Here is a 21,340-nt window from a genome sequence, read left to right as displayed (position 1 = left end):
GATGCGCGCTAAAACGAAATTAATACATGCAGGAATTGTAGGAGACGAAACAACTGGAGCAGTATCGACACCGATTTATCAAGTGAGTACGTATAAACAAGAGGCAGTAGGTAAATTCAACGGTTATGAATATTCACGTACTGGAAATCCTACTCGTCATGCATTAGAAGTATTGATCAGCGAGCTAGAAGGTGGAGTTGCAGGGTTTGCTTTCGCATCGGGAATGGCAGCGACTAGTTCTGTTATGATGCTTTTTGGCAAAGGTGACCATGTGATATTAACAGATGATGTATATGGCGGGACTTTCCGTGTTATTTCTAAAGTATTGAATCGCTTTGGCATTGAAGCGACATTTGTGGATACTGGAGATATTTCGAATGTAGAAGCAGCGATTAAAGAAAATACAAAAGCGATATTCTTGGAAACACCTACAAACCCACTATTAAAAGTCACTGATATTGAGGAAATTGCGAAGCTTGGGAAAGAAAAAGGACTATTAACAATAGTAGACAATACTTTCATGACGCCATATTTCCAACAACCGATTGCACTCGGCGCTGACATTGTCGTACATAGTGCGACCAAATATTTGGGAGGTCATAGTGATGTTGTAGCTGGTCTTGTTGTTGTAAACTCTGACCAGTTAGCTACAGATTTGCATTTTGTGCAAAACTCTGTAGGAGCAGTACTTGGGCCACAGGATTCTTGGCTACTAATGCGTGGTATTAAAACACTGGGGATACGTATGGAAGAGCATAATGTAAATGCACAACGAATTGCAGAATTTTTGAATAATCATGAAGCTGTTTCTAATGTATTTTATCCGGGAATAGCGACTCATCCTGGACATGAGTTGATGAAAAAACAGACAACAGGATTCGGGGGAATGATTTCCTTTGACGTTGGAAGTGCTGAGAAAGCAGATGAGCTTTTAGCGAAGCTCCGATTCTTTACACTTGCAGAGAGCTTAGGTGCAGTGGAGAGTTTAATCTCAGTTCCTGCTCGAATGACCCATGCATCTATCCCAAGTGAGCGTCGTGCAGAGCTGGGCATAACAGATGGGCTTGTCCGAATTTCAGTGGGGATTGAAGATGTAGAAGATTTATTGGACGATTTAACGCAAGCACTAGCATAATTTAAAATGGGAGGCTGGGACAGAACCCCAAAACAGCATTTTTCTCTGTGAGAAAAATGCTGTTTTTTGCTGTGCACAAAATTGATTTCCATTCCAGGGACGCTTTCCACGGGCGTGGCCTGAGCCTGTAGTCTCAGGCGTCACGCTATTCCCGTAGGAGTCGCCCCTCCATTCCAATCAATTTTATTAAATATCCATTATTTAGTAAAGTTTTCTCCTTATCCAATAAAATTTCTACTTCTGTCCTAGCCTCTTTTTAAAAAATATGTATACAATGTCTTTCCAGTAGGGCTTTCAGCTCGTACTGTTCCCGCGGGAGTCGCCACATTACACTTCAATCAACTAAATGAGTAGTACTCCACAATAAGATGGACCAGCATCTCCACCATATTTCTACTAAACTTGTAACTCCACTGAGATGTAAGCGACCTTCTCAATCCACAATCTTGCCTTTCCATCATATTTACAACAGAGATTATTATAGTTCATTTTGATTCATTTATAAGACCTTCTTTCTACAAAACTACAGTTTGTGTTGGCAATGAGGGCATACTTAAGACAGTTGTCTATATTTCTGTGACTAAAAAAAAATAGAAACATATGCTATAAGACGAAAAAGGAGAGGGTTCATGTCGGTCAAAGAAACGAGAAACATGCTGATTACATTTGCGGAAAGATGCGAAGATCAAGATGGGAGAGGCGTAGAGACATTACAACGAGAGATTATATGCGATCCAGTTATGAAGTTTTTTCCGGAGGTAAATTCTGAGGTCATCCAATATGAACTTTTAAAAAATGGTTTATTTGAACCAACTGAATGGAAATCTTTAAAGAAAATCTTGAGAGAATTAGATTCCAAAAGTATTTGGGATATCGTTAAACAAGAATATAAATATTTGCGAGAATTATGGGATGGTCCAAAGGTTTCTATTTATATTTTCCCGATTAGAAAAGAGGGTACTAAACGGCGCAAGGACTCCCCACGTAAAAACGGCATTGCCTATAAAAGAGTACTTTTTCTTTTCGTATCTTCTGATCTTACCAAAGAAGAGATTAAGGCATTAGTAGCACATGAGTATAATCATGTATGCAGATTACAATTTTTAGATTCTCTTCCTGCAGCCATTACCTTAGATGATTCAATAATTATTGAAGGACTTGGCGAATTTGCGGTAAAGCAATTGTATGGTAAAACGTGGATAGCACCTTGGACGAATATGTATCGTTTAGAAGAGGTAAGTGAAATATGGCAAAGACATTTTGTTCCTGCCTTACAGATAAAAGGGGTTAAAAATCATCAACTCTACTTATTTGGAAACCCTAACACACCGTTTTCTAAATGGATTGGATATCATATTGGCTATCAAATTGTGTATTCATACAACAAAAATTGCGGCCCTTTTATTATGACAGAATTGCTCCGTAAATCCTCCGATGAAATCATAGCAGGCTCTGACTTTGCAATATGAGTTAAGTTATATATTTTCCCATATAAAAAAGCGTCATCTCTATATTTGGGTAGATGACGCTTCGTTTTTACTTTAGGCTTTACATATGTCATCCTGCCCATTATCTAAAATGATAATAGTTCAGAGGTTTCTCCTATGCTCAATTCAATAGTTTCGATAAATTTTTCGACTGTCGTTGTTAAGTAAGTATTCGACCTCCTAATAAATACGGTTTTAATTTCACTATATTTGGTCGGTAAAAAATGACATTGGATAAGTCCACGGGCTTCTAAGTGAGAAACTGCTGATTTAGGGATTAAGGTAATTCCCAAACCTGCGACGACACTGCTTAAAATTGTTTCTAACGTTCCGAACTCCATTACCTTACTAGGAACTATATTTTCATCTTTATACCAAGCTTCTAATCTTGCTCTATATCCACAACCTTTGTTAAAGCATAAAAATGGTTCGTTTTTCAGCAGTTCAAAGGAAGTTGTGTCTTTATTGGATATTAAAACTAGCTCCTCTTGAAAAACATCATGAGAGACAAGTTCTGGGTGAGGAATAGTTTCAGTGACAAATGCCCCGTCTAATCGATGATTTAATACTTCCTCTTGTAGCTTCTCTGTTACACCTGAGAAAAGAGACAGGTCTACTTCCTTATACTTTTTAGTAAAGGAAGATAAAATGATCGGTAGTTTAATAACAGTTTCGACTGTCCCAATTTCTAATTTACCAGACGGCTGTTCTTTATTTTGTACTACTTTTTTCATTTCCTTAGTTAGTGATAAGATTTGCTCGCAATATACTAATAACTTCTTTCCTTCAGGAGTTAAGCTCATGCCTCTATTATGACGATTAAATAATGGTGTGTTTAGTTCTGCTTCAAGTTTTTTTATACGTGCCGTAATATTTGACTGAACATAACTAAGTTCTTTCGCAACTTCTGTGACGGTTCCTTTTTGAGCAACAAGTTGAAATATTTCTAAGTCTCTAAGCTCCATCTTGTAACCCCTCCTTTGTATATCATATGGTATCACTAAAAGTGATATATAACATCAAAAATAATCATTTTACATGATAGACACTTTTGACGTTTAATAGGTAAGGGAATACGAGAAGGAGATTACTTATTTATGAAAAACAATATTTTTTTAGGAGCTTTTCTATGTTTTATCGCAAGTGTATCGTGGGGAGCAATGTTTCCAGTTGCACATAATGCTTTTACATATATTGATCCGTTTTACTTTACCATTTTCCGATATGGAGCAGTGGCGATTATTTTGGTCTTGTTTTTATTATGGAAGGAAGGACCAAAGGCATTTCGCATGGAGGGGAAAGGAATGCTATTATGGTTTTTCGGCACAATGGCATTTACCGTCTATAATTTACTAATTTTCTGGGGTGAGGATATACTTGGAGAACCAGGTGTAATGGTTGCATCTATTATGGAATCATTGATGCCTATGATCTCAATTATAATCGTTTGGTTATTTTATAGACGTCGTCCTTATTCATTTACATTATTATGTGTTGTTGTTTCTTTCGTTGGAGCGATACTTGTTATCACGAAAGGGAATATAGGAGCGTTTCTTTCTGCAACTAACAATATTATTCCATCCTTATTTATATTAATCGCAGTAGTAGGGTGGGTTGTGTATACGATGGGAGGAGACAAATTTAGAGGTTGGTCTGTCCTTCGTTACTCGACATTAAGCTGTTTGCTAGGTACGCTTTCAGCAGTAATCATTGTAGGAATAGCGACAATGATAGGTTACGTCTCTATACCGACAGTTGATACGGTTCAAGCAGTTACTCCTCATCTACTATTCATGATTATCTTTCCAGGAGTTATTGCCTTAGTAGGTTGGAATGTTGGAGTTAGTATTCTATCACCTTTAAATGCTTTGCTGTTTATTAATTTTGTTCCTGTAACGACGCTTGTTATTTCGAGTATTCAAGGAAACCACATATCTGCCTTTGAAATTATAGGAGTAGGATTTATCATACTGTCCCTTCTTGCTAATAATATTTTTGTACGGTTAATTCAAAAGAAAGAAACATTGCAAAATGTAAAACAAAGTTTACAAGAAAGTATTTCCTAAATATAAAGCGTCTTTTTCTACAACAAAAATATTGTAGAAGAAGGCGCTTTTTTTTGAATTCTTGCGATATACTAGTTTTAGTGAAAAAAGGTTGGTGGAAATAATGTTTAAATACATCGGAGAAATATTGCTAGTTCTTACAGCGATAATTTGGGGTAGTGGGTTTGTAGCAAGTGCAGTGGCTTTGGAACACTATACTCCTTACCAGATTTTAGCTGGTAGGTTTTTAGTCGGAGCAGTTATATTAAGCCTTATATTCTTCAAGAAGCTGAATAAATTAAAGAAAAGTACGCTAATTAAAGGAGCATTATTAGGTATATTTTTATACATAGCTTTTGCTCTTCAAACAGTGGGTTTACAATTCACAACACCATCAAAAAATGCTTTTCTAACAGCTGTGAATGTGGTAATCGTACCCTTTATAGGATTTCTATTATATAAAAGAAAAATAGATATGTACGAACTTTCAGGTGCTCTTCTGGCTATTGTTGGTATTGCTATACTTTCTTTAAAATTGTCTTCTGACGTGAATGTAGGAGATTTATTGACTTTAGGCTGTGCGGTAGGTTTTGCTTTTCATATTTTTTACACAGCTAAATTTGTTAAGACAGAGGATCCTGTTGTGCTAACTATTGTACAAATGCTTACTGCCGCAGTAATTGGTTGTATCGTCGTGATATTTAGAGGAGAGACGAGCTTTTCTATGGAATCTGAGGGTATGATGAATCTGTTATACTTAGGAATTTTCTCCACAACCATTGCTTTTCTAATGCAAACAGTTGCTCAAAAATACATAACAGAAACAAAGGCAGCAATTATTTTAGCTACTGAATCTTTTTGGGGTATGCTCTTTTCCGTTATCATCCTGAGCGAGATTATGACGAGCAGAATGATTATCGGTGCCTTGATTATTCTATTAGCTATTCTTATTTCAGAAACAAAAATGGAATTTATGAAAAAGGATAAAATAAAAACTGTCCCTTAACATTGTATTTTACAATATCTATAAGTACTGATGAGTCAATATTATAATTACGCGTTTCAATAAATGATAAATATCTGTGTGATATCACAATTTTTTATTCATTATAACCGAACTCGTTGCTTTCAGCAGTAATCAGGATTTTTCGGATTTTGATTTCTCTTCATGTATGAATCGTTACTTCTGGTAAAAGATAAGAGCGAATCTTAGTTGTTTACGATATGTTATCCCATATCGTCGCTATCATTCATACAACTAATGAAGGAGGAGTTAATCAGTGGGATTTATACATCGGCTTGCTTTAGCCCTCGTTATAATTGGTGCTATTAACTGGGGATTGATCGGCTTTTTTGAATTCGATTTAGTTGCATCTATTTTCGGTGGGCAGACTGCACTATTTTCTAAAGTGATCTATGCATTGGTTGGCATTAGCGGCTTAATCTGCATTCCACTTTTATTTAGAACGTCCGAAGAAGAAGAGTTTGGGACGAGCAGACAAAGTTCTCGAAATCTTCAATATGGAACTGAATTTGGGGAGGAACCTGAATTTAAGGACATAAATGAAGACACATCGAAAGAGAACGAGCTGAATAAGTAGCTAAAAAAGGATAGATAACTGCTGTAAATTTTTGCAGATTATCTGTCCTTTTTTATATATAAGAAAATATGTAAAAATGTTCCGTGAACACTGGTGGTTCCTGTGAACACCGAGTTCAAGGCACTTTCAAGAATGAATAATCTTGATGATTTTCGTTTCAGGTGGACGCTTTCCGCGGGGTGAGCGATGAGCTATCACCGTCGCTTACGCGTCGATGTGAAATCTCATCTGTCTCACTAATCCCGCCGGAGTCGCCACCTTGCACTACAATCAATCAGTGTGTAGTACTTCACTAGAAGATTCAGCATAGCTTATCGCTTAGATGATAAGATTGGTCAAATTTTAGAGGGAGAAAGTAGGTAGATTGTCTTTTACACTAGTGGAAGTATTTGCCCCATTAGTCATGACCAGCTGCTCTAAAAAACATTGGGTAATCAGACTGGGCAACTTTTTTCCTGGTTTTTCTTAAGAGATAGGAAAGTATATAAAAATTTCCTGTGAACACTGAGTTCAAGATACTTTCAAGAATGAATAGTCCTGCTGATTTTCGTTTCAGGTGGACGCTTTCCGCGGGGGGAGCGATGAGCTATCACCGTCGCTTACGCGTCGATGTGAAATCTCATCTGTCTCACTAATCCCGCCGGAGTCGCCACCTTGCACTACAATCAATCAGTGTGTAGTACTTTACTAGAAGATTCAGCATAGCTTATCGCTTAGATGATAAGATTGGTCAAATTTTAGGGAGGGATCAAATTATTTTGTAATCGCTTTTGCATTTGAAATGCGATAATCCAATGGACTGGCGACTTTTTGTCTGGTTTTTCTTCAAGGAATTTTTATTGATATATCTGTTAATTCTGATATTAAGGAATATGAGTGTGGTATAATAGAGGAAATAGATTGATAAACTCATGGGTGGTTGGCACCTGCTTTGTTCTTTCTGTCAAAGAGTTATAGACAGAGAGGGGGTGCTGCTTTTGACTGTTTTCGAATCGCTTGTAATAATGATTAGTTTTTCTTCGCTACTTGTAGCTCTTATTACACTTAGCTTTTCAATGACACGAAAAAAGTAATCCACCTATGAGTTAGCGCTCGGTTGGATTACTTTTGTCTGGCGTGCCATCCCCCTTGCAGGGAATCATTCTATTTGGCCGCTAAGATGGTTGCACATCTTAGCGGTTTTTATATTGTATCTGTTTTATGCATTTAGTATACCAACTTTTACACAGAGTAGCAAAGAAATCAAAAAATATAACCCTATCATTAGTACTTATAATGGATAAATTTATTTCCCTTTAAAAACAGGTTTTCTTTTTTCTACGAAGGCTTGGAGTGCTTCTACACGATCTTCTGTAGGAATAGTTATTTCATATGCTTTTCTTTCGATATTTAAACCAGTTTGTAGGTCTACATTCATCCCATGCTTTACAGCAAACTTAGCTTGTTGTAAGGCAATAGGTCCATTTGCAAGCATCAGTGCAGCAAATGCTTCGGTTTCTTCCTGCAGTGTTCCTCTCGTTGTTACCTTTGTTACCAACCCATAGGAGAGTGCTTCTTCTGATTTTAGCCTTTTAGCAGTTAAAATTAGTTCTAATGCTTTTGATTCCCCGATAAGTCTTGGTAGACGTTGTGTCCCACCAGCTCCTGGTATTATTGCCAAACTTGTTTCAGTTAAACCAAGCTGAATATCATCAGAGGCAATTCTAAAATCACAGGCAAGTGCTAATTCTGTTCCGCCCCCAAATGCATAGCCGTTTAGCATAGCTATTGTTGGTTGTGGAAGGTTTTCAATTGCAGTAAATACTTCTCCAATTTTGTATATATTACGTTTCACTTGTTGATCAGTTAATGTTTTTCGTTCCTTTAAGTCTGCACCTACACTAAATGACTTTTCTCCTGCCCCTGTGAAAATAACTACACGGATGTCTGGATTAATGCGAATAGATTCTGCAATATCTCCAAGTTCACGAAGCATCTCATAGTTAAATGCATTTAATGAGTCTGGTCTGTTTAAAGTGACATATGCTAAATTACCCTGTTGATTATAACGGATGTATTCCATGAATATTTCTCCCCTTTCGACTTTCTCTCCCCATTATCAAACATATCATGTTCCAAGTTTTCTGTCATCCATAGGAAATAAATAGAAAATATATCGATTTTCATGGAAAGATTTGTTATAATAGAAATACTGAATATTTATGGATTTGAGGAGTTTGTATGGATATTTTTGTGGCGAGACAACCTATCTTTACAAAAAAAGAGCATATTTTTGCTTTTGAATTATTGTATCGTGATAGTAGTACGAATGCTTTTCCTGTTATAGATGGCGATTTAGCAACTTTAGAGGTATTAACCCATTCATTTTTAACGATAGGTATAAATAATCTTGCGGGAGAAAAGTTGTGTTTTATTAATTTTACGGAAAATTTATTAGATAATACATTATTTGATAAACTTCCACCTAAACGTATAGTTGTGGAAGTTTTAGAGGATATTCCAATTACCCCTTCTTTAATTCAAAAGCTTAAATACATAAAAAAGTTAGGTTTTTTACTTGCTTTAGATGACTTTATTTTACATAAAAATATAAACTTATATGATGAGTTATTTAGTTTAGTTAATTTTATCAAAGTTGATTTTATTTTGAGTAAGCCTTCTGAGAGAAAAGTTATTGAAGAAATTGTGAAGAAAAATTATCCTCATATTGTACTTTTAGCTGAAAAAGTAGAGACGCGTGAAGAATTTTATGATGCCAAAGAGGCAGGATACGGATTGTTCCAAGGCTACTTCTTTGCCAAACCTGAAATTATTAAAGGGACTGATATTCCTGCTAATATGGCACAGTATTTCCGCATTATTAGTTTGCTTCGTAACAAAGTTTCCTCTATTGAGCAAATAGCAGATGAAATCGAGCGTGATGTGTCCATTTCCTTTAAAGTTTTAAAAATCATTAACTCACCAGCCGCTAGAAAAAAATCTAAAATTCGTTCCATTAAACAAGCGGTAGTGATGTTGGGATTAGAAGAATTAAATCATTGGATATATGTATTAATGTTAAGAGAGTCGAAAGCAAATTCTAATGGAGATGGAATGGCTCTTATTGAAGCATCCTTATTCCGGGCCAAGTTTTGTGAGTTACTGGCTAAAAGACAGTTTTTACAAAATTCCTCTGAATATTTCCTAGTAGGTATGTTTTCTTTAATCGACACATTACTACACCGGAAGATGAGTCATTTACTTCAAGAACTTCCGCTTACGGATGAGGTAGTAGAAACACTATCTGGGAAACCTACCGATATGACTCCTTATCTAGAGCTTTCCGTAGCTTGTGATGAAGTAAGATGGGATGACATAATTGCAGGTGCAGAGGCTATCGATATTGATCACGCTACATTAAACAAATATTATTTAGAAGCCCGTAGTTGGGCTATGGATATAATAGGTTAAGAACAACTGCCATTTTATAGATGGCAGTTGTTCTTTTTTTAGTGATTGTATTTTGTAGTTAAGATGGAAGATTTCCTGAAAATAGCCTCATTCCTATCCACTATTATTATTTTTTTGTAATTGTTTCATTTATATACCAATGACTCAATTGTTGCTTTTTTCGATAAAAGTAGTAAAATAAAAAATAGAACACACGTTCCTAATGAGGAGGAGTAGTTATGCCATTAATACCGGAAGAGGCAATTCCATATTTTGAAAACATGATCTATCTTCCAATGGTCCTGACTATCTTAGAAAAAGATCGAACTATTTTTGAAAAGGCTCCATTTAAATTGAAGCGTCCATACATCATTTTAGTGGAAGAAGCAGGAAAGCAAGTGCAGAAAGAACTAAAACAGACGCATATGTATATGAAGCGTCACAGTATGAAAGTTCTTCGAGGAGAAGGAGATGATATGTTCACAGAGTATGTATTTTTTCATGGAGGTTATGAAGAACATCGTCGTTACCTAAACGTTCGTCTCCGCAACAGAGTCGAAGAACTACTATCTATATATTTGGCTGTAGTAGAAAAACTTCGTTAGTACTGTGAGTCTTTTTGAAATTGTGGAATTTTAGTAATATAACCAGTATTTATCAGATGGCTCATCCGTTTTAGCAAATGCATATTTAGTATATTAGCAAATCCAACCTGTCTACTTATTGTCTGTGGAGATGAAGGTACAGTTATTTTTTGGCCATTTGTTAAAACGACTATACAACCATCTTTAGAAGGATAAAATGATTCTATTGCTCTAAAAGAGAACCAAACATTTAAATCCGATTTAGGAGAGAGTATTGGTATGAATATACACGGATTTCCAAAGTCATGAGCTATGAGAATCGGTAGCTTTAAATAGTTTCCAATCGCATCTCTCGATAATTGAGCAGTGTGTTGGAACGAAGAACCGTAAAAAGAGCAAGAGTGGCGAACGATATCAAAAGGCTTTTTACCTATTATATTTGATTCACCTGAAAAATTAGTTACTTTTGTAAATATCGTATTATTCACTACAATAGGTTGAAGTACAGCGGTTTCAAATGAAATAAAAAAAGATTTTTCTTCTACTTTTTTCGACATAAAAATCCACCCCTTTGTATTATATACCTCAATTATAGTTAATTTTGGAAGTAAATCAAGCATATATAACAAATTTTTAAAATATTCCTTATTTACTATCTAGTTGTAATTTTCTCAAAATGATTGCAAGTAGTTCGTTGCTTTTATATAATAGAAAAAAGACATCGGGGTGATGGAGATGGACAAACAATATTCATATGCAGATTTCTTAAAAGCAATGGGTCAAACGGGGAATGAAAGCTCTGCCGAAAAATTGTTAAACGAAATATATCTTGATATGTTTTTGAACATTATCCACCGGGAACAAAGTAGTAATCGTCTCTTTGCATTAATAGACGAAGCGCTAGATCGAAAAGATATGGCCGCATTTTTAGAGTATACAACAGCACTTCATCAACTAAACAGTCCAAGATAACAAAGTATTGCGAAAAAAACCACTTTCATTAGGAAGTGGTTTTTTTATATCACAAAATTCTATTTCTTTTGACAAAAAACTACGATAAGCTAGAGAAGTAAAGGTTTTCCACTATATGAGATAACAAGGGAGGAACAATAAATGAAACGTTATACGCTACTAGCATTATTCTTACTATTGCTTCTACCAACTATTGTCCAAGCAGAAGATAAGTGGAATATTAAAACGCTCGATAGCTATCAAGTATTATCAGATACCTCCAATGAATCTTCTATATTATTAGAAGGAACAACAGCGGAAGTATACGAAACGACAGGCTTAGTGGCTGGGTATTATCAAATTGATTTTAATGGAGTTCCAGGATTTATCTATAGTAATCAAGCGAGTGTTTTATTTGAACAGGAACAAATGAGTTTTAAGGTAGTCGATGAGCAAATCCCATACTATGTTATGAAAAAAGGGAAGCTTGTGCAAAAGGGCATACTATTAAAAGACGCAGTTTTAACTCGTACAAAAACTTCCTCAGTCTATCATTTAGTAGAAGTAGGTAAAGATGTCTTTTATATTCCTCTGGAGGGTACAATTCCTACTTTGAGTCCTTCTAATGATACTATAAAAAAAGCGACATATCCGATGAAACTATATAATCGTGTGGAGGTACCTGTTTACAATACACAGTCTATCCAAATTGGGACACTAGCAGCCAATCAATCTGTGGATTTAATAGGAGTAGAGAAGAGTAAAGGAATTATCTATTTTCTAGGACAAGAGGCAAAGATAAATATGAATGATTTTGTCCACATGGATTTATTGCAACCGAAAAAAGTACTGAAGTATGAAGAAATGACATATCTACTTAATGTAATTGCAGCGTTATATCCTGAATTTACGAAGCTAGAGCAAATAGGTAAATCAGTAGAAGGTACTCCTCTGTATGCGATGAAAATTGGAAACGGAAAAAAGGAAGTACTGCTGGATGGTTCCTTACATGCTCGTGAGCATATGACGACAAATGTGGTAGCAGAAATGATTGATACATATAGTATTCATTACGAAAATAAATCTGTTTATGGTGGATATAATGTTCGTCAGACTTTAGATCAAACTGCTATTTGGTTTATCCCTATGATGAACCCTGATGGTGTGAAACTTGTTCAATCAGGACCAACATCTATGAAGAATGGCGCACTTGCTACAAAGATTAATGGAAACTCTAATTTTAATAGATGGAAATCGAATATACGCGGGGTAGATTTAAACGATAACTTTGCCTCTGGTTGGGATAAGATCAAAGGAGGACATAAGCAACCAGCATATATGGCGTATAAAGGACCGAGTGCTTTTAGTGAACCGGAGTCAAAGGCGTTTCGGGATTTCGTCAAGAAACATAAGTTTAAAACGTATATTTCTTATCACTCTTCGGGACAAATAATGTACTGGTTTAACTATCAAAAGACAGCAGAATCTAAGCGCGATCAAGCGCTGGCAAAAACATTATCGAAACTTACCGGTTATAAAGTAATGCCGCCTCAATATCTGCCAGGCTCTGGAGCATCTGCTGATTGGTTTATCCAGGAAACGAAAATGCCTGGTATTACATTAGAAATTTCTCCATATATTGGAGAGCAACCTGTACCTCTATCGAAGTGGGATGCGATTTGGAGACAAAACCATAAGGTAGGATTATATTTAGCACAAGAAGCATCGAAAAGATAATAATAATGAAGTCGAAAGTCACTGGTATCAGTGGCTTTTTATTATGTTTAAAAAACATATGTTCGTTTTAGTAGGAATCAAAAAAAGAGTATGTTAAACTGAAATTATTCAAAAAAATGGGAGGCTTATGTATGGAACAAACTTTTGACTTGCAAGCTCCGTATGAGCCAGCGGGAGATCAAATAGAAGCAATTAAAGAGCTAGTAGAAGGGGTTAATGAAGGGAAAAGATATCAAACCTTACTAGGTGCGACAGGCACAGGTAAAACATATACTATTTCAAATGTTATTCAACAGATAAACAAACCGACATTAGTGATGGCACATAACAAAACACTAGCGGGTCAATTATATAATGAGTTTAAAGAGTTTTTTCCGAACAATGCGGTCGAGTACTTCGTTAGTTACTATGATTATTTTCAACCAGAAGCATATGTTCCATCAACCGATACATTTATAGAAAAAGATTCTAGTATTAACGAGGAGATAGATAAGCTCCGACATTCTGCTACTTCTTCTTTATTTGAAAGAAAAGATGTCATTATTATCGCATCAGTATCCTGTATTTACGGTTTAGGTAATCCTGAGGAATATAAAGAGATGGTCTTATCATTAAGAACCGGAATGGAAATAGATCGTAATCAGCTATTACGTAAACTCGTCGATATTCAATATGAACGAAACGATTTGAACTTCGTACGCGGAAAATTCCGTGTTCGTGGAGATGTAGTAGAAATTTTTCCGGCTTCACGTGATGAAAAGTGTCTTCGTGTGGAGTTCTTTGGAGATGAGATTGATCGTATTCGTGAAGTTAATGCGCTTACTGGAGAAATTTTAGGAGAACGTGACCACGTAGCTATATTCCCTGCGTCCCACTTCGTTACCCGTGAAGAAAAGATGAAGCTGGCCATAGCAAATATTGAAAAAGAACTAGAAGAACAGCTTGCGTATTTGAGAAGCGAGGATAAGCTTTTAGAGGCTCAGCGATTGGAGCAACGAACTAGGTATGATTTAGAAATGATGGAGGAAATGGGCTTTTGTTCAGGCATAGAAAACTACTCTAGACATTTAACATTAAGAGAAGCTGGAGCGGTTCCTTACACATTACTTGATTATTTTCCAGAAGACTTTTTACTCGTAGTAGATGAAAGTCACGTTTCATTACCTCAGGTAAGAGGAATGTATAATGGTGACCAAGCGAGAAAATCTGTGCTAGTAAATTACGGATTCCGATTGCCATCTGCTCTAGATAATCGCCCCCTTACATTTACTGAATATGAAAAACATATTAACCAAGCTATATTTGTTTCAGCAACTCCTGGCCCTTATGAGCTAGAGCATACACCGGAAATGGTGGAACAAATTATCCGTCCTACAGGACTATTGGACCCAGTCATAACGGTGAAGCCTATTGAAGGGCAAATAGATGATTTAATCAATGAAATACATGAAAGATCGGCTAAAAATGAGCGTGTTTTAATTACGACGTTAACGAAAAAAATGTCGGAGGATTTAACGGACTACTTAAAGGAAATCGGTATAAAGGTACAGTATTTACATTCAGAAGTAAAAACACTAGAGCGTACTGAAATTATTCGGGAACTTCGTTTAGGTACCTACGATGTACTAATAGGGATTAACTTGTTGCGAGAAGGAATAGATATACCAGAGGTGTCTCTAGTAGCAATATTAGATGCCGATAAAGAAGGGTTTTTACGTTCTGAACGTTCATTAATTCAGACTATTGGTCGTGCTGCTCGTAATTCTAATGGAGAAGTTATTATGTATGCAGATAAAATGACAGACTCTATGCGAAAAGCAATTGATGAAACGAAACGTCGCCGAACAATTCAACTGGAATATAACGAAAAACATGGCATCACACCAAAAACAATTCAAAAGAAAATAGGCGATGTTATCCGTGCATCACAGGTTGCAGAAGAGGAAGAAACATATGCACAACGCTTAATAAGCGGAAAACCATTAACGAAAGAAGAAAAGGCAACACTTCTAGAAAATCTAGAAAAAGAAATGAAAGATGCAGCTAAAGCACTTAATTTTGAACGAGCTGCAGAATTACGCGATGCAATTTTGGAACTGAAGCTGGAAGGGTGATAGAAGTTGAAAAATCAAGAAATCGTGATTCAAGGTGCACGTGCAAATAATTTAAAAAATGTAAGCTTGAAAATACCAAGAGATAAGCTAGTAGTCATGACTGGACTTTCTGGCTCTGGTAAATCCTCCTTAGCTTTCGATACAATTTACGCGGAGGGACAACGTCGATATGTAGAGTCATTATCAGCCTATGCACGACAATTTTTGGGGCAAATGGAAAAGCCAGATGTCGACGTCATTGAGGGACTATCACCAGCTATTTCTATCGATCAAAAAACGACGAGTAAAAATCCACGCTCTACAGTAGCTACTGTGACCGAAATTTATGATTATATGCGACTATTGTATGCGCGAGTTGGAAAACCAATATGTCCAAATCATGGTATTGAAATTTCATCTCAAACGATTGAACAAATGGTTGATCGCTTAAGTGAATATCCAGAAAAAACCAAGATGCAAGTGCTGGCACCAATTGTTTCAGGACGTAAAGGGACTCATGTAAAGCTTTTGGAAGAGATGAAAAAAGAAGGTTTCGTTCGTGTACGTATTAATGGAGAGTTAATCGATTTAGACGATGATATCAACCTAGATAAAAATAAAAAACATAATATTGAAGTTGTCATCGACAGAATTATTATGAAAGAAGGAGTTGCTGCAAGGCTTAGTGATTCTCTAGAGTCAGCTCTAAGAATTGCAGATGGCAAAGTTTTAATAGATGTTATGGAACACGAAGAAATTCTATTTAGTGAGCATCACGCCTGTCCGATATGTGGATTTTCTATCGGAGAATTAGAGCCACGAATGTTTTCTTTTAATAGTCCATTTGGTGCTTGTACTGATTGTGATGGACTTGGTACAAGGTTAGAGGTGGATCCAGATTTAGTTGTTCCAGACAAAAGCGTCACTCTAGCAGACGGAGCCATTGTTGCATGGCAGCCAACGAGCTCTCAGTATTATCCGAAACTCTTAGAGGCAGTATGTAAGCATTACAAAATAAAAATGAATGTTCCAGTTGAAAAATTGCCGATTGATCAATGGAACAAAATTATGTATGGGTCAGACAATGATAAATTCCGTTTTCGATATGAAAATGAGTTTGGACAAGTTCGAGATAGCATGATTTCATTTGAAGGCGTTCTTGCGAATATAGAGCGGAGATATAAAGATACGTCGTCCGATTATATTCGTGAGCAAATGGAAAAATATATGGAGCAGCATGACTGTCCTACATGTAATGGCTATCGCCTAAAAGAAGAAACACTTGCAGTTAAGATAAATTCCCTACATATTGGGGAAATTACTAAATACTCCATTGAAGAAGCAAATAAGTTTTTCAATGAGCTGAGCTTATCTGAAAAAGATACGCAAATTGCTCGTCTTGTGCTGAGAGAGATTAACGAACGTTTAGGTTTTCTGGATAATGTTGGACTAGATTATTTAACATTAAACCGTGCGTCAGGAACGTTATCAGGTGGGGAAGCACAACGTATTCGTCTGGCAACTCAAATTGGCTCAAGACTGACAGGGGTATTATATATTTTGGATGAACCATCTATAGGGTTACATCAACGAGATAATGATCGATTGATCGAAACATTAAAAAATATGCGAGATATTGGGAACACCTTAATAGTTGTAGAGCATGATGAAGATACAATGATGGCGGCAGACTATTTAATAGACGTGGGACCAGGTGCAGGAGTGCATGGCGGAGAAATAATCGCTGCAGGAACTCCTGAACAAGTGATGAAAAATAAAAAGTCTTTAACCGGACAATATTTAAGTGGTCAAAAGTTTATTCCACTTCCAGTGGATAGAAGAAAACCAGATGGTCGCTTTATCAAAATAAAAGGCGCTTCAGAAAACAACTTGAAAAATGTGAGTGTAGATATTCCATTAGGTGTATTTACAGCTGTTACAGGAGTTTCAGGATCAGGGAAAAGTACATTAGTAAATGAAATATTATATAAATCATTAGCCCAGAAGTTAAACCGCTCAAGAGTGAAACCCGGCGTCAATAAAGGTGTCGAAGGTATGGAAATGCTAGAAAAAGTTATTGAGATTGACCAGTCTCCAATCGGTCGTACCCCAAGATCTAACCCAGCTACCTATACAGGAGTTTTTGATGATATTCGTGACCTTTTTGCAACGACAAATGAAGCAAAAGTAAGAGGATACAAAAAAGGTAGATTCAGTTTCAATGTAAAAGGCGGACGTTGTGAGGCCTGTCGCGGAGATGGGATTCTCAAAATTGAAATGCACTTCCTACCTGATGTCTATGTGCCATGTGAAGTCTGCCATGGAAAAAGATATAATCGTGAGACTTTGGAAGTGCAATACAAGGGCAAGAATATTGCGGATGTCCTAAAAATGACTGCAGAGGACGGCTATGCCTTTTTCGAAAACCATCCGAAAATCAGTCGGAAGATAAAAACAATTGTAGATGTGGGACTTGGATATATGGAATTAGGGCAACCAGCAACGACTCTTTCTGGTGGTGAGGCGCAACGAGTGAAGCTAGCATCTGAATTACACAAGCGTTCTAACGGCAAGTCTTTTTATATTTTGGATGAACCTACTACAGGTCTTCATGTAGACGATATCGCAAGATTGCTAATAGTACTTCAACGTTTAGTAGATAACGGAGATAGCGTATTAGTGATTGAGCATAATCTGGATGTCATTAAAACAGCAGATTACATGATTGATCTAGGACCAGAAGGTGGAGATAAAGGAGGAACAATCGTTGCAGTAGGTACACCAGAGAAAATTATTGCATCGAAAGATTCATATACAGGGAAGTACTTGAAAACCATTTTAGAAAGAGATAGACAACGGATGGATCAAGTAGTAACTAAAGCGACTAAAAAGAAAAAAAGTCCCGTATCGACTACATGATGAAACTTTTTGATTTTTCAATCGTATATAGTAATGTAAGTAAAATGATTTATAGTATAAATTCATGAGGAGGCCTTTCACTATGCAAGAAGAACGAAAACGTATTTTAGATATGGTTGAAAATGGCACGATTACTGCACAAGAAGCTTTGGCATTACTAGAAGAGCTAGGAAAACAAACTACACCTGCAACACCGTTTGTACCTGAGGAAAAAGAATATAAAAAGTCACAAAACAATAATACCGATTTCGTGGAAGATTTGAAGCGCGACTTTAGCGTAATGGGTGAGCGATTCATGCAGTTTATGCAAGGCACAGTCGACAAAATGAAAGATTTTGAAATGCCATTCGGAGATCCAGTTACTTTTGAAGAACAATTCGTCAAAGAGGATGTAAATTTTACAGATATCTCTATTAATATTGCGAATGGTAAAGTTGAAGTTCACTCTACGGAAGAAGAGCATGTACGTGCTTCTGTTAAAGTGAAAACTTTTAGAAATTCAACAGAAGAAGAAGCAAAGGCACGTTTCCATGAAGAATTTATCTTCTCAACAGAAGGAAACAAATTACGCGTATATAGTGATATGAAAACAACTTCTGTCCAAGTAACGTTATATGTTCCAAAGAAAGAGTATAATTATATTTCTGCACGATTATTTAATGGTGAGTTCATCGCTAAAAATTTAGAGGCAAACTCATTCAAAGTGAAAACAACAAATGGTAAAGTGGAATTAGATGAATTGAAGTTTGAAAGAGCTGATATCGAAACGGTTAATGGATCGGTTCAAGTTCAGCAGGTTGAAGGAGAAACGATTGAAGTAGAAACGATGAATGGTCGTATTTACGTAGATGGTAAGCTCAAAGAAATAGAAGGTTCATCGGTAAGTGGACATGTTATTTTAACAACAAAAGATAAAGCAGCCCGCAAAATAGAAGGAACAGCAGTAGCCGGAACGGTCGAACTGTATATTCCAAAAGATGTTTCGATAAAAGGAGAAGCTACTTCTCAAATTGGTAAAATAGATGTTCAATTGGCTGATGTCACTCATCTGAACCAATCAGAGCAACTGTTAAACAAAAAAGTAGGATTCACAAAAGTAGTGGATTCAGAAGCTGTGCCTTTACGAGTATACGGTGATGCAAAAACAGGATCTGTTGTTGTTCGATATACAGTAGAAGGCGAATAAATAAAGTATTACTTCCATCATTTAGGATTTCTTCATCCCAATGCTGGATAGTTAAACCAATAAAAAGTGGAGTGGGATATTATTCCCCTCCACTTTTTTATTTTGAAAAATAAGCATAGATAAATAAACCGGCCTCCACGCTTTGCCTAACTCTGTTCCCGCAGGAGGCGCTGACTTTCACTACATGTGCACATTTCGAGTGTAAATCAACAAAGAATTTTGGAATAATTATCCGTTTCGCAAGTAAAAGGTAGAGTACCGCAAGTAAATATAGACAAAGAGCAAGTAAAGCGTCGTCGACTGCAAGTAAGTAACAAGTGATAGCAAGTAAACAATAGATGAGAGCAAGTAAAGATAAAATAAAGTCATCTTATTCTTAAAAATAAAGATCATGTACATACAAAATCATTACACCAGGCTCTCTGAATAATATAGATTGCATGTTAAATGTAAGAATGCTATCCAAAACCAACAGAAAACGATAGGAACAGATTTTTCATTAAAAACCGGATTTTGGTTTTATAATATGCTTTTTCAAGTTTTTCCCTTGATTAACGCTTTTGCTGGATCCAACATAGAATTGCAAAAGCGATGGCTTTCGCACAGCGCTTTCTATATTCTATAGATTGTAATAAAGTTGATTCATTTTTATTCGTCATGAATCCACATTCCACTAACACTGCAGGCATTCGAGTATCTCGAACAACTGCAAAATCTGCCTTTTTTACTCCTCGGTTTGATCTTCCTGTAATAGAGCATACAGAGGTTTGGATTAACGAAGCAAGAATAATTGATTGCTCGGAAGGCTTCGTATAGGTAAAGGTTTCTATTCCACTAACGCTATTCCATGTGGTGCCATACGCGTTGGCATGGATAGAAATAAACGCGTCAACTCCCATTTTGTTAGCTAAATTGGTTCTCTCTTTAAGTGGAACATCTCTCTCCCTGTTATGACTATTCATAACTATCAGTCCAAAAGCAGTGAGTTCATTTTTTACAAACTGAGCAACCACCTCATTAAATTCAAACTCTTTCATTTTCCCATCTGGTGTTTGTTTTCCGATTGTGTCAGGTCCATGGCCTGCATCTAGCATAATTTTCATCGAAAAAACCTCCTTTCTTCTTTTAAATAGAGAAGGAAAAGTTAAATGGATACAATTTAAGTTGTTAATCATGATAAAATAGATATTAGGTTTAAATTGTAGGACGAAGGGAGTTTAGGGGTATGTCTCATGTGACGACAAAGGATATTAAAGAACATTTGAATCTCACACTGATAAGTGGGAAAGAAGGCATCGGGCGTCATATTTCCGTAAGCGATATTTCTAGACCGGGAATTGAAATTGCAGGATATTTTACACATTATCCTTCAAATCGTATACAGCTTTTAGGGAAGACAGAGATTTCTTTTTTTGCTTTACTACAGCCAAAAGAAAAAAGTGAACGTATGAGAAAACTTTGTGCTCAGGATACACCGGTAATTATTGTTTCTCATGGAATGGAAGTGCCTCAGGAGTTAATCGATGCATCCAATGAAAGTTCAGTTCCTGTATTAACGACTAGTTTGCCTACAACAAGATTCTCAAGTATGCTTACAAACTTTTTAGAAAGTAGGTTAGCACCTTCTACTGCTGTACATGGTGTACTTGTAGATATTTATGGGGTTGGTGTGCTAATCACTGGAAAAAGTGGAGTCGGAAAAAGCGAAACGGCATTAGAGTTAGTGAAAAGGGGGCATCGTTTAGTAGCGGATGATTGCGTGGAAATTAGGCAAGAGGGAGAGGATACGTTAGTTGGGAGTGCCCCACAGCTAATTGAGCATCTCTTAGAAATTCGCGGATTAGGCATTATTGATATAATGACATTATTCGGGGCCAGTGCAATTCGAAGCTATAAACGTATTACGCTTGTCATCGAATTAGAAATTTGGGATGAGAAAAAGACATATGACCGTCTAGGTCTCGAAGAAGAGAAAATGGAAATTATTAATACTGCAATTACAAAGCTAACTGTTCCAGTTCGTCCGGGTAGAAATATAGCAGTAATTATTGAAGTAGCAGCAATGAATCATCGATTAAAAAAGATGGGGGTAAATGCTGCAGAAGATTTCGCCAAGCGTTTAAATGATGTTATAGAACAAAATGCAGAAGTAGATTATTAATAAATGTCTGAA

General features: G+C 36.3%; 18 protein-coding genes. 14 read left to right on the top strand and 4 right to left on the bottom strand.

The annotated features are described in order from the left end of the window. Nucleotide 1 precedes the first annotated feature (1 nt). Together MKY60_RS15085 and MKY60_RS15080 are read left to right on the top strand one after the other, a co-directional pair. On the top strand, nt 2-1,135 hold the full coding sequence (locus MKY60_RS15085) for a bifunctional cystathionine gamma-lyase/homocysteine desulfhydrase (protein ID WP_340931105.1): 1,134 nt from the start codon (nt 2-4) through the stop codon (nt 1,133-1,135). Between the two features lie 629 nt (nt 1,136-1,764). Further along, complete coding sequence (locus MKY60_RS15080; RefSeq protein WP_340930436.1) at nt 1,765-2,604, top strand: DUF2268 domain-containing protein; 840 nt, start codon at nt 1,765-1,767, stop codon at nt 2,602-2,604. A gap of 104 nt (nt 2,605-2,708) precedes the next feature. Here MKY60_RS15080 and MKY60_RS15075 read toward each other — a convergent pair whose 3' ends face one another. Beyond that, nucleotides 2,709-3,587 carry a LysR family transcriptional regulator gene (locus tag MKY60_RS15075; RefSeq protein ID WP_340930434.1) on the bottom strand — a complete coding sequence of 293 codons (879 nt, stop codon included), beginning with the start codon at nt 3,585-3,587 and terminating at the stop codon, nt 2,709-2,711. 132 nt (nt 3,588-3,719) lie between these two features. Here MKY60_RS15075 and MKY60_RS15070 point away from each other — a divergent pair, with 132 nt between their 5' ends. The 4 genes from MKY60_RS15070 to MKY60_RS21200 all read left to right on the top strand — a co-directional run bounded on the left by MKY60_RS15070 (nt 3,720) and on the right by MKY60_RS21200 (nt 7,341). Continuing rightward, complete coding sequence (locus MKY60_RS15070) at nt 3,720-4,688, top strand: DMT family transporter (RefSeq protein ID WP_340930432.1); 969 nt, start codon at nt 3,720-3,722, stop codon at nt 4,686-4,688. 103 nt (nt 4,689-4,791) lie between these two features. Further along, entirely contained in the window at nt 4,792-5,673 is an 882-nt protein-coding gene (locus tag MKY60_RS15065; protein ID WP_241599016.1) for a DMT family transporter, read from the top strand. Between the two features lie 274 nt (nt 5,674-5,947). Beyond that, a complete protein-coding gene (locus tag MKY60_RS15060) occupies nt 5,948-6,268 on the top strand; it encodes a DUF378 domain-containing protein (protein ID WP_090566692.1) in 321 nt (106 codons plus the stop codon). 911 nt (nt 6,269-7,179) lie between these two features. Then, a complete protein-coding gene (locus MKY60_RS21200; RefSeq protein ID WP_416235946.1) occupies nt 7,180-7,341 on the top strand; it encodes a putative holin-like toxin in 162 nt (53 codons plus the stop codon). Nucleotides 7,342-7,553: 212 nt separating this feature from the next. On the opposite strand, the gene MKY60_RS15055 is transcribed toward MKY60_RS21200, so the two are convergent. Then, nucleotides 7,554-8,330: an enoyl-CoA hydratase-related protein gene (locus MKY60_RS15055; protein WP_090566695.1), complete on the bottom strand. Its 777-nt coding sequence runs from the start codon at nt 8,328-8,330 to the stop codon at nt 7,554-7,556. A gap of 158 nt (nt 8,331-8,488) precedes the next feature. Between MKY60_RS15055 and MKY60_RS15050 the strand changes: the two genes are divergently transcribed. Both MKY60_RS15050 and MKY60_RS15045 read left to right on the top strand, forming a co-directional pair. Beyond that, nucleotides 8,489-9,718: an EAL and HDOD domain-containing protein gene (locus tag MKY60_RS15050; RefSeq protein ID WP_340930427.1), complete on the top strand. Its 1,230-nt coding sequence runs from the start codon at nt 8,489-8,491 to the stop codon at nt 9,716-9,718. Nucleotides 9,719-9,936: 218 nt separating this feature from the next. Further along, nucleotides 9,937-10,302, top strand: a complete 366-nt coding sequence (locus tag MKY60_RS15045; protein ID WP_090566701.1) for a hypothetical protein — start codon at nt 9,937-9,939, stop codon at nt 10,300-10,302. Here MKY60_RS15045 and MKY60_RS15040 read toward each other — a convergent pair. Then, complete coding sequence (locus MKY60_RS15040) at nt 10,299-10,838, bottom strand: competence protein ComK (protein WP_241599022.1); 540 nt, start codon at nt 10,836-10,838, stop codon at nt 10,299-10,301. The genes MKY60_RS15045 and MKY60_RS15040 overlap by 4 nt on opposite strands. 178 nt (nt 10,839-11,016) lie before the next feature. Between MKY60_RS15040 and MKY60_RS15035 the strand changes: the two genes are divergently transcribed. The 5 genes from MKY60_RS15035 to MKY60_RS15015 all read left to right on the top strand — a co-directional run bounded on the left by MKY60_RS15035 (nt 11,017) and on the right by MKY60_RS15015 (nt 19,167). Further along, nucleotides 11,017-11,253, top strand: coding sequence for an IDEAL domain-containing protein (locus tag MKY60_RS15035; RefSeq protein WP_093495022.1), 237 nt, complete (start codon nt 11,017-11,019; stop codon nt 11,251-11,253). A gap of 141 nt (nt 11,254-11,394) precedes the next feature. Beyond that, the gene (locus MKY60_RS15030) at nt 11,395-12,969 is read left to right on the top strand and encodes a M14 family zinc carboxypeptidase (protein ID WP_340930425.1); all 1,575 of its coding nucleotides are present in this window, start codon (nt 11,395-11,397) and stop codon (nt 12,967-12,969) included. Between the two features lie 131 nt (nt 12,970-13,100). After that, entirely contained in the window at nt 13,101-15,083 is a 1,983-nt protein-coding gene (gene uvrB / locus MKY60_RS15025; protein WP_090566712.1) for an excinuclease ABC subunit UvrB, read from the top strand. Between the two features lie 6 nt (nt 15,084-15,089). After that, nucleotides 15,090-17,981 (top strand): excinuclease ABC subunit UvrA, encoded by a 2,892-nt coding sequence (gene uvrA / locus MKY60_RS15020; protein WP_340930423.1) that lies wholly within the window; start codon nt 15,090-15,092, stop codon nt 17,979-17,981. Between the two features lie 82 nt (nt 17,982-18,063). After that, on the top strand, nt 18,064-19,167 hold the full coding sequence (locus MKY60_RS15015; protein WP_340880275.1) for a DUF4097 family beta strand repeat-containing protein: 1,104 nt from the start codon (nt 18,064-18,066) through the stop codon (nt 19,165-19,167). Nucleotides 19,168-19,718: 551 nt separating this feature from the next. On the opposite strand, the gene MKY60_RS15010 is transcribed toward MKY60_RS15015, so the two are convergent. Further along, nucleotides 19,719-20,270, bottom strand: coding sequence for an N-acetylmuramoyl-L-alanine amidase (locus MKY60_RS15010; protein WP_340880274.1), 552 nt, complete (start codon nt 20,268-20,270; stop codon nt 19,719-19,721). A gap of 122 nt (nt 20,271-20,392) precedes the next feature. Between MKY60_RS15010 and hprK the strand changes: the two genes are divergently transcribed. Next, nucleotides 20,393-21,328: an HPr(Ser) kinase/phosphatase gene (gene hprK, locus MKY60_RS15005; protein ID WP_093495018.1), complete on the top strand. Its 936-nt coding sequence runs from the start codon at nt 20,393-20,395 to the stop codon at nt 21,326-21,328. Nucleotides 21,329-21,340: the final 12 nt, after the last annotated feature.

This window comes from Psychrobacillus sp. FSL K6-1415 (genome assembly GCF_038003185.1).
Taxonomy (GTDB): Bacteria; Bacillota; Bacilli; order Bacillales_A; family Planococcaceae; genus Psychrobacillus; species Psychrobacillus psychrodurans.
This window is presented reverse-complemented; position numbering and strand designations above follow the sequence as displayed.